This is a genomic window from Achromobacter sp. (assembly GCF_036567245.1).
GTDB lineage: Bacteria > Pseudomonadota > Gammaproteobacteria > Burkholderiales > Burkholderiaceae_B > Achromobacter.
The window spans coordinates 1-11,287 of the sequence record NZ_DATCUY010000572.1 but is presented as its reverse complement, the minus strand read 5'-3'; the positions used below and the strand labels follow the sequence as shown (position 1 = coordinate 11,287).

Below are 11,287 nucleotides of genomic sequence, written 5' to 3'. Positions count from 1 at the left end.
GATCCGGCCCGCGCTGCCGCCGCCGGCGACGCGCGGCGCCTCCTTCTCGGCGAAGAACAGATGGCGCAGCGCCTTGGAGGCATCGCCCTCCACCAGCGCGTCGAACAGGCGGCGCTCTTCATCCAGCCCGGCCTCGACAGGCAGGCGTGTGGCGGCCTCCAGGCAATCGACGACTGCTCGCTGCGCAATCGCGTTGCGCGCCTTGGGATTGACGCCGGCCCGCGCCGCGGCGAAATCCACTCCGCCCGCGTCCAAGGTGCGGCGCGCAGCGAGCGGATGCGAGTCCTGCGCGGCACGCTCGCGCGCATAGGACAGCGCAAAATCCAGCAGATCGCCTTCGGCGACCGCATCGACCAAGCCGACCGCCATGGCCGCCGTGGCATCCATGGGCTTGCCGGACTGAATCATGTCGAGCGCGCGCTGCACGCCTATCAATCGCGGCAGGCGCTGCGTACCGCCGCCGCCGGGCACCAGGCCGAGGTTCACTTCAGGCAGCCCCATCTTGGAACCCGCCTGCGCGACGCGGTAGTGGCATCCCAGAGCCAGTTCCAGCCCGCCGCCCAAGGCGAAGCCATGGATGGCCGCCACCACCGGCTTGGCGGATGCCTCGATCGCGGCGATGACGTCGCGCAGCATGGGCTTGGCGGTGGCGGCAGGCGTATTGAACTGGCGGATATCGGCGCCGCCGCAGAATGCCTTGCCGGCGCCGCAGATGACGATGGCGTCCACGCCCTCGTCGGCCAGCGCCAGGGCCAACCCCGAATGGATGCCCCGGCGTACGGTATCGCCCAGGCCGTTGACGGGAGGGTTATCAAGAAAGATCACGGCCACTCGCCCCTGCAGGACGTAGCGGGTGGTTGGGGAAAGGTCGCGGGACGGCGACGCGGCGGGCAAGTTCATGGTGTACCTCGTTCAGCGGCGCGGCTCAGGCCGTCGCCAACCGTTGATAGCGGTTGAGATGGTGCCGGGTGTCGCCCAGCGTGTATTCGATAGCCAACAGCCGCTTGACGTAATGGCCTGCCGGAAGCTCGTCGGTCATGCCCATGCCCCCATGCAGCTGGATGCTTTGTTGACTGATATAGCGCGCGGCGGCGCCACAACTGGCCTTGGCGGCGGACACCCGCCGTGCCCATAGGCGCGCGTCCGACTGCGCCGCGCCTGCCGCCAGCCAGGTCAGCGAACGCGCCTGCTCCAGGGCCAACAGCATGTCCGCCAGCCGGTGCTGCACCGCCTGGAAGCGGCCGACGGGCTGGCCGAACTGGCGACGTTCGGCGACGTGGTCGCGGGTGGCGTTCAGCAGCGCTTGCATGGCGCCCAACGCTTCCGCGCACAGCGCCACGCGCGTCGCGTCAGCCGCGAACTCCAAGGCGTCGCCTGCCAAACCCAGCCATGCGGCGCTGTCGACGCGGCAGTCCTTCAACCTGATGTCCGCATAGGGACGACCGTCCAGGCCGGGCGCACCTCGGCGCTCCAGCCCGGGCGCATCGGCTTCGACCAGGAATACCGCCGTTCCCGATTCGTCGCTTGCCGTGACCAGCAGTTGCCGGGCGCCCGCGCCATAGGGTATGCGCCGCTTCACGCCGTTCAGTACCCAACCGCCGCTTTCGCGCACGGCGGTCACGCTCAGATCGTCGACAGGCCAATCCACATCTGGTTCCGCTTGAACCAGCAACGGCGCGGCTCCTTGCGCGATCCCGGCCAACAAGGCGCACACCCGTTCGCCTTGCGGCAGGCGCGCCAGCAGTTGGCCGCAAAGCAGCGCGCTGGCGTCGTAGGGTTCGACCACCAGATGACGTCCGAAACGCTGCATGATCACGCACAAGTCCTCGAGCCCGCCATCCATCCCGCCCGCCGCTTCCGGCAACCCCAAGCCCAGCAGCCCCATGCCGGCAAAGGCGCGCCAGTGCGGCGAGGCCTCGGGGTCCGCATCGCCGGGCAACGTGGGCCGGGCGGCGGGAGGCGGATACTCCCCCTGAAGGTACCGTCCGACGGCGTCATCGAGCGCGCGCTGGTCTACGCTCAGATCGTCGGCCTCGCCCAACGCAAGCTTGGCGATGATGTTCTTCTGAACCTCGTCCGTTCCGCCGTAGATCGAAATCTTGCGCAGATTGAGATAGAAGCCGGGCATGGCTTCCAGTTCCTCTTCCGTTGTCGGACCGCCCCGCGCATAGTCGCGCTCCAGCGCGCCTGAGTCATAGGCGAGCGCATGCGAACCGGCCGTGTCGACCAGCGCTACGCTGATGCGCTGCGCCAGCGTGGACCCCAGGTACTTCAATATCGACGCTTCCGCGCCGTGCCCCGCGCCGCGCTGGTCGCGCGCAATCAGCCGCAGGTTGGTCTGCTCCAGGGCCAGGGTATCGATCTCCAGCTGCGCCAGCCGCTGCGCGAATACGGGATCTTCGGCCAAAGGACGGCCGTCCACCTTGCGTTGCGCCGCCAGCCGCTGCAGATGGCCCAGTTCGCGCTTGGCGCGCCCCACCCGGGCGGCGCCGAAACGCTCGTGCGACAACAGATACTTTGCGTAGGTCCAGCCATGGTCCATTTCACCGACCAGATGCGAGGCAGGCACCACGACCTCATCGAGGAAAACCTCGTTGATCTCTTCTCCGCCGTCCAGCGTGCGGATCGGGCGTAACGACACCCCGGGGCTGCGCATGTCGATGAGCAGGAAGGAAATGCCCTCTTGTGCCTTGGCTTCGGGATTGGTCCGCGCCAGGCAGAACATCATGTCGGCGTACTGGGCGTAGGTAGTCCAGGTTTTCTGGCCGTTCACCACGAACACGTCGCCCTCGCGGCGAGCGCGGGTACTCAGCGCAGCAAGGTCGGAACCCGCACCCGGTTCGGAATAGCCCTGGCACCACCAGTCCTGCCCGCTGAGGATGCGCGGCAGGAAGTGGCTTTTCTGCCAGGCGGAGCCATAGGCCATGATGACGGGAGCCACCATGCGCAGCCCGAACGGCACGGTTTCGGGCGCACCCGCCAAGGCGCACTCCTCGTCGAACAGGTTGCGCTGCTCGATGCTCCAGCCGGCCCCGCCATGCTCGACGGGCCAGTTCGGCGCGACCCAGCCGCGCTCGTTCAGGATGCGGTGCCAACGCAGGAAGTCCTGCTTGTCCAGCCGCTGATGATCCATCACCTTGCGCTTGAGGTCGGCGGGCAGGCGTTCTTGCAGGAATGCGCGGACTTCGCCGCGGAAGTCCTCGAGGGAGCAATCAAGCGGCATCGGGCAGATCCTCCGCGAAACGCAGCGGCGCATCGGTCGCCGCCTGCAGGGCTTGGCGGGTGAGGCCCGGCGCCCTGTCGCGCACCAGGAAGCCCTCGGGCGTGACGTCGAGCGTGGCGAGATCGGTATAGACCCGGTCCACGCATGCCGCCCCCGTCAGCGGCAGGTCGCATAGCCGGCGCAGCCGTGACCGGCCGTCGCGGGTAAGGTGCTCCATCAGCACGTGGACCCGTTTGGCGCCCACGGCCAGGTCCATGGCGCCGCCCACCGCCGCGGCCACGCCAGGCTGTCCGAGCGACCAATTGGCCAGGTCGCCGGTTTCCGACACCTGGTAGGCCCCTAGGATGCAGTAGTCCAGATGCCCGCCGCGCATCATGGCGAAGGAATCGGCATGATTGAAGTAGCTGCCGCCCGCGGCCATGGCGATGCTCTGCTTGGCCGCGTTGGTCAGGTCGGGATCGACCGGGTCGGCCTCCGAGCGTGCGCGCATGCCGAGTATGCCGTTCTCGCTATGGACGATGACGCCGTGCTCCGGCCGCCAGTAGTCGAGCGCCTTGACGGGCAAGCCGATGCCCAGATTGACGTAGGAGCCGGGAGGGATGTCAGCTGCAGCGCGGCGCGCGATGTCCTCGCGGGAATATCGTTCGATCATTGCAGGACTCCAGTCAGTTGGGCGTCGGGAATGCGCAGAACGCGCTGCACGAAAATGCCGGGCGTGACGATGTGCTCCGGATCCAGTCCGCCCACCTGCGCCAGCGTATGAACCTGCACGACGGCGGTGGCCGCCGCCATGCACATCAGCGGACCGAAATTGCGCCCCGCCTTGCGGTAGACCAGGTTGCCCAGGGGATCCGCGCAATACGCCTTCACCAGCGCGTAGTCGGCGTGCAAGGGTTCCTCGAATACGTGCCCCACGCCTTTGATCATCCGCGTCTCCTTGCCTTCGGCAAGCAGCGTGCCGTAGCCGGTGGGCGTGAAGAATCCGCCCAGGCCCGAGCCTGCCGCCCGCAGGCGCTCGGCCAGCGTGCCTTGCGGCACGCATTCATAGTCGATCAATCCGTCGGCGTAGGCCGATTCGAACGCCTGGGACTCCGCGCCGCGCGGATACGAGGCGATCAGCTTGCGCACACGGCCCAATCGGATCAGCCGGGCCAGTCCGCTATCGCGGGCCCCGCTGTTGTTGCACACCACGGTCAGTTCACGCGCGCCCTGTTCCACCAGCGCATCGAGCAATTCCACGGGTTGGCCGGACAGGCCGAAACCGCTGACCAGAACGGTGGCGCCGTCCGGGATGTCCCCCACCGCCTGCGCGGCGCAATCTACTGTCTTGTTCATCATGGCGGCCATCAAAGGGAGTGGGAGAGAATCGCGGTGGCCTGGCTGGACAGCACGCCGCCGTTGCCGTGCACCAGTGCGACATCGGCCTTGGGCACCTGGCGTTCCCCAGCCTCGCGGCGCAGCTGCGCCACGGCCTCGATGACGAGGAAGATGCTGTACATGCCCGGATGCGTGAAAGACAGGCCGCCGCCGTTGGTGTTCATCGGCAGGTCGCCGCCCGGCTCGATGCGCCCGCCGCCGATGAACGCGCCGCCTTCCCCCTTGGCGCAGAATCCCAGGTCTTCCAGAAAGAGGATGGGATTGATGGTGAAGGCGTCGTAGAGCTCGACCAGATCGATGTCGGCCGGAGTCAAGCCGGCTTCCGCGAACGCGGCCCGGCCGGAGTCCACCGCAGGCGTGACGGTCACGTCCTGCATGCACGATATCTGGCGGTGCCAGTGCGCATGCCCCGTGCCCAGCACATAGATGGGCCGCGGATGCAGGTCGCGGGCCCGCTCGGCCCGCGTGACCACGAAGGCGCCGGCGCCGTCGGTCACCAGGCAGCAGTCGCGCACCGTCAATGGATCCGAGATCATCTTGGCGCCCAGCACCTCGTCGATCGTCAGCGGCGTGCGCAGAAAGGCGTCCGGATTCAGTTGCGCCCATTTGCGCGCCGCCACCGCGACCTCGGCCAGTTGGCGGCGGGTGGTGCCATATTGGTGCATGTGGCGCGCGGCGGCCAGCGCGTAGCTGGATACCGGATTGAACGGCTTGTAGGGATGCTCGTAGGGCTGCGGGTCGAGCGCGGCCCGCATCTGATTGATCTGTGTGCTGCTGGGCGCGCTGCGCGGGTTGGCGCCGTAGCAGACCAGCACATGGTCGCACTGGCCGGCCTCGATGGCCATGGCGGCGACCTTCAGGTCGGCGATGAACGACGATCCGCCGAACATGGTGCTGTCGGAAAAACGAGGCCGGATTCCCAGGTACTCCGCCATCCGCATCACCCACCATGGCGAGGTCAGGCTCGAGGTGATGATGCCGTCGATGTCCTGCATCTTCAGGCCGCTGGCAGCCACCGCCCGATGCGAGGCCTGGGCGATGATCTCCTGTTCGGAACGGCCCTGGCAGTCGCCCAACCCGGCCATGCCGGTACCCAGCACGGCGATCGCGCCGCGATAGCTTCTGCTCATGCCCGTTCCCCCGTCAGTCCCACGAACACCAGCAGAGGCGCACCCTCGACGGCATCGACCCTGGCTCTGACCCGCAGGCCGATGGTCACCGCATCCACCGGCATGTCGACCACGCGGCTCATCAGGCGCGGGCCTTCGTCGAGATCCACCAGGCACACGGTGTAGTCGCCACCCTTGTTGCGAACCACGGTGGTGGAATAGACCACGCCGTCGCCGCTGGGCTCTACCCAGCGCAGGGCGTCGGAACCGCAATGGGGGCAGACTACCCTGGGATAGAAGTGATGCCTGGCACAGGCCTGGCATAGCGGAATGACGAAGCGGCCCTGCGCGAGCTGCTCGAAGTAGTGGCGCTCGGCGCTGGGCGCCGGCTCGTTTGCGGTTTGCGGCATTGATGTATCCGCCCTGCGGGCGGTTGTCTCCGTTGTAGTTCGATCCGCGCCAGGCATGGCCTGCGACAGTGGAACGATTTTAGGAATGGCTCCCGCCCCTTACCATCCGAAAGATTCGAAGGCTACTTTCGGCATATTCGAAGCGCGCCGGCGCCGCCCGCAAGTCAGAGTAAGATTTACGCCATAACAAACCCCTACATGGCAGGAGCAGTGGAAGATGGCAAAAGTCGGCATGGTTGGTATCGGCCTCATGGGCCATGGCATTGCGAGCAATCTGGTCAAGCACGGACATGCGCTGACGGTGCTGGAGCATCCGGGCAACCAGCCCCTGGACGCGCTGAAGGCCGCGGGCGCCACCAGCGTGACAGACGGCGCGACACTGGCGGCCCAGTCTGACGTGATCATCCTTTGCGTCACCGGCAGCCCGCAGGTCGAGGCTGTGCTGCTATCCGAAGGCGGCGTGCTGGCGGGTCTGCGCCCGGGCACGGTCATCATCGATTGCTCGACGGCGATTCCCTCGTCCACCGTGAAAGTCGCGCAGGCCGTGACGGAATGCGGCGGCCGCTTCCTGGATGCGCCGATGACGCGCACGCCCAAGGAAGCCGCCGAAGGTCGGCTCAACCTGCTGGTGGGCGGCGACGCCGCGCTGTTCGAGGAATGCAAGCCGCTGCTGGCCTGCTTCGCCGAGAACATCACGCATGCCGGCCCGATCGGCGCCGGCCACCGCATGAAGCTGCTGCACAACTATGTGTCGCTGGGCGTGGTCGCGCTGCTGTCGGAAGCGGCGGCTTGCGCCCTGCGCGCGGACATCGATCCGGCGGTGTTCGCCGACGTGCTGGCCAAGGGCGGCGGCGGCGGCGTGGCGCTGGAGCGCATCAAGCCGTACCTGCTGGAACAGGATCCGTCCTCGCTGCGGTTCTTCATGTCGAACGCGCAGAAGGACCTGTCCTACTACAACACCATGGCCGCGGAAACGGGCGCGGTGCGCGAAATCGGCGCAGCCGTGCAGCACACCTTCGACCAGGCGGTCACGCAAGGCGGCGGCGAGCGCTATGTGCCGGAACTGGTGTCGCTGCTGAAGGACCGCTAGGACGGTCTCGGAGGCCATCGCATCCGGCGTCGCGGATGCGATGGCGGACGCTGCGGACGGCATCGCGTCCGCAATCCGCGACGATCAATGCCCGGCCACCGCCACCGCGCGGGGCAAGTCCCGCGCCGGCAGGCGCAAGGAAATAAGGGCCGCCGCCAGCAGCAGCGCGCCCGCCGAACCGAACGCCACCCAATGCGTGCCGAAGGTCTCGTAGGCCCAGCCGCCCAGCCATGAACTGATCATGCCGCCCACCTGATGCCCCAGGTAGACCAGTCCGTAAAGCACGCCCACCAGCCGCACGCCGTAAACGTCCGCAAGAATGGCCGATGACAAGGCGATGCTGCCGGCCCACGCGATGCCGCCCAGGGTGGCCGCGGCGTACAGTTCCCAATGCGCGCCCACCATGACCAGCGCGAAGAATCCCAACCCGCGTACGAGGTAGATTGCAGCCAGGATGGCGCGCCGTTCGACCTGATCGGACATGCGCCCCAGGACCAGGGTGCTGAAGATGGCGACCAGACCGATCAGGCCTATGCCCAGCGAACTGGTGGTGGCGTCAAAGCCATGATCCATCAGCATGGGCACGCCGTGCGTGCCCAGCAGGTTCATGCTGAAGCCACAGGCGAACAGGCCCAGCGCCACCTGCCAGAACGGCAGCGAGCCCAACGCCGCCCGCACATTGGGCGCCGGCCGCCTGGCCGCGGCCTTGGCGGGTCCCGCCTTGTCGATGATCTGGTGGGGCAGCAGGTCGGTATGCTCGGGCGCTTCATCGCGCATGACGAAGAGCGCCGCCGGCACCGTCAGCAGCGCGAACAGCACGGCAAAGGCCAGCAGGGTCTCCCGCCAGCCCACGGCCGAAATCGCGAAGGTCAGGGTCGGCGTCATCAGCGCAATGCCGGCCATGGAGCCCGTGGAAAGGAAGAACAGCGCCATGCCGCGCTGGCGCGTAAACCAGCGGCTGATCACCGGCGTCAGCGCCACCGGACTGGTGAAACCCAGGCCGATGGACAGCGCCACGCCGAAGGACAGCAGGAATTCGATCGGCCCGCGCGCGAAGACCGTCCAGATGATCGACAACACAACGATGGCGGTGCCAGTCAGCAGCACGAAGCGCGTGCCCCGCGTGCCAACCAGATAACCCGCCAGCGGCATGGCCAGCCCATAACAGAGCATGCCGAGAGCGACGATGGCGGACAGCGTGCTGCGCGTGAAGCCCAGGGCGTCCGCGATGGGCAGGAAGAACGGCCCAACCCCCATGCGCAGGCCCACGGTCAACAGGGTGAGTACCGTCGCGGCGCCTACGATATTCCAGCCGAAATACCAGCCGCCCGACTCTTGCTTCTCCACTTGTGCTTCTCCTCGATATCTTTTTGTGGCCGCTTTGCGCGCCCAGCTTCGCCGACGCCGCCAAAAAAGGCGTGGCGGCAGCGAGAAAAACGAGGCGTGCAGCGGCTTGTCGTCACCGGCGGCCTGAGGCCGCCGGACGTGCCATATTACTCCCGGCTATATGCCTGCTCCGGTCGAAATCCGGGAATCTGTTCGGTGAGCGGTCACCGAAGCGCTGTATATTGCTCGCCATTTCGTAGCGCCTGAAGCAGACCGTGAAGTCCAAGACCTCGATGTTCGCCCTGTCCCGCCAGGAAATCGCCCTGGTGCTGGTCACCATGCTGTGGGGAAGCACCTTCCTCATCATCCACATTGCCATGCAGCACAGCGGGCCGCTGTTCTTCGTGGGCGTGCGCTTCACGATCGCCGGCCTGATGGCGCTGCTGATGTTCCGCAAGCACATGGCCGAGATCACCCGCGAGGAGGTCGGCGCCGGCATCGCCATCGGCTGCGCCCTGTTCCTGGGGTATTTCCTGCAGACCTACGGCTTGCAGACCATCAGCAGCAGCCAGTCCGCCTTCATCACCGCGCTGTACGTGCCCATCGTGCCGCTGCTGCAGTGGGCCGTGCTGAAGAAGCCGCCCGGCCTGATGAGCTGGGTGGGCGTGGCGCTGGCCTTCGCCGGCCTGATCCTGCTGGCGGGTCCGCAGGCCGGCGCCCTGAACTTCAGCGCGGGCGAAGCCGCGACGCTGGCCGGGGCCGCGGCGATTGCCGCCGAGATCATCCTGATCGGCCACTTTGCCAAGAAGGTCGACAGCCGCCGCGTCACCTTCGTGCAGTTGCTGACAGCCGGCCTGGTGTCGTTTGCGCTGATGCCTGTGATGGGCGAAGCGGTACCCGAATTCTCGTGGCTATGGGCCGGCGCCGCCATCGGCCTGGGGCTGGCCAGCGCCATCATCCAGCTGACCATGAACTGGGCGCAGAAATCGGTGTCGCCAACCCGCGCCACCGTCATCTATGCGGGCGAGCCCGTGTGGGGCGGCATCGTTGGGCGCCTGGCCGGTGACCGGCTGCCGGCGCTGGCGCTGGTGGGCGCCGGCCTGATCGTGGCGGGCGTGCTGGCAAGCGAGGCCAAGTTCGGGCGCAAGAAAAAGCCGCAAGCCGCGGCACAAGATGCGAAAGGCGCCGGCTAGCGGGCCAGGCGCGCGATCAGGCCGGCCTGCGCGGGGTATAGGCGTTGCAGTTCGGCCGCGTCGGCCAACTCGAACTCGCTGAACTCGAATCCCGGCGCCACCGTGCAACCGGCCAGCGCGTAACCATCCGGGTCTGCCGGGTTGGCCAGTTCCGCCGCGAACCAGCTGCCGGCCGGCACGACTGCCTGGAACGCGGCTTCGGAATCCTCCAGCGCGTCGCCCAAGCGCAGGCAGGCGTAGGCGCCGTCCGGCGCCAGCACATGGACAAGCAGCGCGCCGCCCGCATGGAAATGCCAGAGTTCGTCGGACCGGATGCGATGCCAGGTGGACCAGGCGCCGTCGCACAACAAGTAGTAAATGGCCGTGCTGGCCGAGCGACGGGCGCCGTCGTCGCGCGTCACGGAATCGGCGGCGCGATAGGTTTCGCGGTAGTAGCCGCCTTCTGGGTGCGGCAACAGGTCCAGGCGGCGTATGAGGTCGGCGGATGCAGTCATGGCAGGACGGGGCGCGTGGAGGATGACGCCAGTCTAGAGCAAAGCCGCAAGTCCTAGGCGGCCTGCTCCAGAAACGCCTGCAGGGCCGGCACCGTGTTCAACACGTGCTGACGCATCGCCGCCTCGCAGCGCGCCGGGTCGCGGGTCTGCAGCGCGGCGATCAATTCCTGGTGCGATTCGCGCACCCGCAGGACGCGGCCGGGCTGCGCCACCCATAGGCGCATGTAGGGTTCGACCACGGAATGCAGTTCGGAGATCTGGCGCAGCAGGCGCGGCTGCTGGCAGAAGCTGCACAGGTACTCGTGGAATTCGCGGTGCGCCGTGATCCAGTCCAGGTGTTCGCCCGGCCCCTGCTCCAGTTGCTCCAGCAGCAGGGACAGGCGGCGGATGTGCTCGGCGCCCATGTGCAGCACTGCGTTGCGCATGGCCAGGCCTTCCAGCACGGAGCGCATTTCGAACACTTCCAGCATTTCCTGCTGATTCAGGCCACGCACCACTGCGCCGCGGTTGGCGCGGATCTCGACCAGCCCTTCGGAAGCCAGCCGGCGCAACGCGCCGCGCACCGGCATACGGCTGGTGCCGATCTCGGCCGCGACCACCTCGGGCACCAGGCGCTGGCCGGGTGCGTAGCGGCCCAGGCGGATTTCACGCTGCAGGTGCAGGTACGCCTCGTCTTCGGCGCTGATCGCTGTCTTCTGGAATTGCAGCATTGGGGATCCAGGGTTAGGGCCAGTCAACACTAAAAGGAGCCTCGCACAGGCCCCACGAAGCCGCCATGATAGATAACCGCAAAAATAACACAAATTGGATCCAGTGATCCATGGATGCAAATACCAATAGTCCTGCGCCGTCCGCTTGCGTCTAATCCCTGCACGCACTCCATAACGCGATCAAGGGGAATTCATGAAGTTTGGTCTCATCCGGGCGCTGGCAGGCGCCGCCGCCGTCGCCTTCGCCGCCCAGGCCGGCGCCCAGGCGACCGACTGGCCGCAGCATCCGGTGCGCATCGTCGTGCCTTTCCAGGCGGGTTCCGCCACCGATCTGATCTCGCGCCAACTGGGCGCC

The 11,287-nt window shown here is 67.1% G+C and carries 10 protein-coding genes and 3 pseudogenes; 3 read left to right on the top strand and 10 right to left on the bottom strand.

Annotation, left to right across the window (positions count from 1 at the left end):
- From VIR09_RS24160 to VIR09_RS24130, 7 genes and pseudogenes are all read right to left on the bottom strand, one after another.
- The coding region (locus tag VIR09_RS24160) for an enoyl-CoA hydratase/isomerase family protein (protein WP_332015147.1) at window positions 1-900 on the bottom strand (900 nt) is incomplete at its 3' end.
- A 25-nt stretch (window positions 901-925) separates the two neighbouring features.
- Window positions 926-2,002 (bottom strand): annotated as a pseudogene (locus VIR09_RS24155) (acyl-CoA dehydrogenase family protein); the annotation flags it as partial.
- Window positions 2,003-2,035: 33 nt separating this feature from the next.
- A pseudogene (locus VIR09_RS24150) lies at window positions 2,036-3,223 on the bottom strand (acyl-CoA dehydrogenase family protein); the annotation flags it as partial.
- Window positions 3,213-3,875 (bottom strand): 3-oxoacid CoA-transferase subunit B, encoded by a 663-nt coding sequence (locus tag VIR09_RS24145; protein WP_332015146.1) that lies wholly within the window; start codon window positions 3,873-3,875, stop codon window positions 3,213-3,215. The pseudogene VIR09_RS24150 and the gene VIR09_RS24145, both read right to left, overlap by 11 nt.
- Window positions 3,872-4,561 carry a 3-oxoacid CoA-transferase subunit A gene (locus VIR09_RS24140; protein ID WP_332015145.1) on the bottom strand — a complete coding sequence of 230 codons (690 nt, stop codon included), beginning with the start codon at window positions 4,559-4,561 and terminating at the stop codon, window positions 3,872-3,874. Before VIR09_RS24140 ends, VIR09_RS24145 begins: the two co-directional genes overlap by 4 nt.
- 8 nt (window positions 4,562-4,569) lie before the next feature.
- Complete coding sequence (locus VIR09_RS24135; RefSeq protein ID WP_332015144.1) at window positions 4,570-5,730, bottom strand: thiolase; 1,161 nt, start codon at window positions 5,728-5,730, stop codon at window positions 4,570-4,572.
- Window positions 5,727-6,119, bottom strand: coding sequence for a Zn-ribbon domain-containing OB-fold protein (locus VIR09_RS24130; RefSeq protein WP_332015143.1), 393 nt, complete (start codon window positions 6,117-6,119; stop codon window positions 5,727-5,729). The genes VIR09_RS24135 and VIR09_RS24130 overlap by 4 nt, the downstream gene beginning before the upstream one ends.
- Before the next feature lie 217 nt (window positions 6,120-6,336).
- Here VIR09_RS24130 and VIR09_RS24125 point away from each other — a divergent pair, with 217 nt between their 5' ends.
- Window positions 6,337-7,209: an NAD(P)-dependent oxidoreductase gene (locus VIR09_RS24125; protein WP_332015142.1), complete on the top strand. Its 873-nt coding sequence runs from the start codon at window positions 6,337-6,339 to the stop codon at window positions 7,207-7,209.
- A gap of 84 nt (window positions 7,210-7,293) precedes the next feature.
- Here the strand turns inward: VIR09_RS24125 and VIR09_RS24120 are convergent, their stop codons facing one another.
- Window positions 7,294-8,556, bottom strand: a complete 1,263-nt coding sequence (locus tag VIR09_RS24120) for an MFS transporter (RefSeq protein ID WP_332015141.1) — start codon at window positions 8,554-8,556, stop codon at window positions 7,294-7,296.
- Between the two features lie 272 nt (window positions 8,557-8,828).
- Here VIR09_RS24120 and VIR09_RS24115 point away from each other — a divergent pair, with 272 nt between their 5' ends.
- Window positions 8,829-9,728 (top strand): DMT family transporter, encoded by a 900-nt coding sequence (locus tag VIR09_RS24115; RefSeq protein WP_332015148.1) that lies wholly within the window; start codon window positions 8,829-8,831, stop codon window positions 9,726-9,728.
- Here VIR09_RS24115 and VIR09_RS24110 read toward each other — a convergent pair.
- On the bottom strand, window positions 9,725-10,222 hold the full coding sequence (locus VIR09_RS24110) for a cupin domain-containing protein (protein WP_332015140.1): 498 nt from the start codon (window positions 10,220-10,222) through the stop codon (window positions 9,725-9,727). The genes VIR09_RS24115 and VIR09_RS24110 overlap by 4 nt on opposite strands.
- A 53-nt stretch (window positions 10,223-10,275) precedes the next feature.
- Entirely contained in the window at window positions 10,276-10,932 is a 657-nt protein-coding gene (locus tag VIR09_RS24105) for a GntR family transcriptional regulator (RefSeq protein WP_013395291.1), read from the bottom strand.
- A 193-nt stretch (window positions 10,933-11,125) separates the two neighbouring features.
- On the opposite strand from VIR09_RS24105, the pseudogene VIR09_RS24100 reads away from it, so the two are divergent.
- A pseudogene (locus VIR09_RS24100) lies at window positions 11,126-11,287 on the top strand (tripartite tricarboxylate transporter substrate binding protein); the annotation flags it as partial.

Excerpts from the sequence above, each read along its gene's own strand:
- VIR09_RS24110 (WP_332015140.1), bottom strand. The coding sequence starts at position 10,222 with ATGACTGCATCCGCCGACCTCATACGCCGCCTGGACCTGTTGCCGCAC.
- VIR09_RS24105 (WP_013395291.1), bottom strand. The coding sequence starts at position 10,932 with ATGCTGCAATTCCAGAAGACAGCGATCAGCGCCGAAGACGAGGCGTAC.
- VIR09_RS24125 (WP_332015142.1), top strand. The coding sequence starts at position 6,337 with ATGGCAAAAGTCGGCATGGTTGGTATCGGCCTCATGGGCCATGGCATT.
- VIR09_RS24145 (WP_332015146.1), bottom strand. The coding sequence starts at position 3,875 with ATGATCGAACGATATTCCCGCGAGGACATCGCGCGCCGCGCTGCAGCT.
- VIR09_RS24115 (WP_332015148.1), top strand. The coding sequence starts at position 8,829 with ATGTTCGCCCTGTCCCGCCAGGAAATCGCCCTGGTGCTGGTCACCATG.
- VIR09_RS24130 (WP_332015143.1), bottom strand. The coding sequence starts at position 6,119 with ATGCCGCAAACCGCAAACGAGCCGGCGCCCAGCGCCGAGCGCCACTAC.
- VIR09_RS24135 (WP_332015144.1), bottom strand. The coding sequence starts at position 5,730 with ATGAGCAGAAGCTATCGCGGCGCGATCGCCGTGCTGGGTACCGGCATG.
- VIR09_RS24140 (WP_332015145.1), bottom strand. The coding sequence starts at position 4,561 with ATGATGAACAAGACAGTAGATTGCGCCGCGCAGGCGGTGGGGGACATC.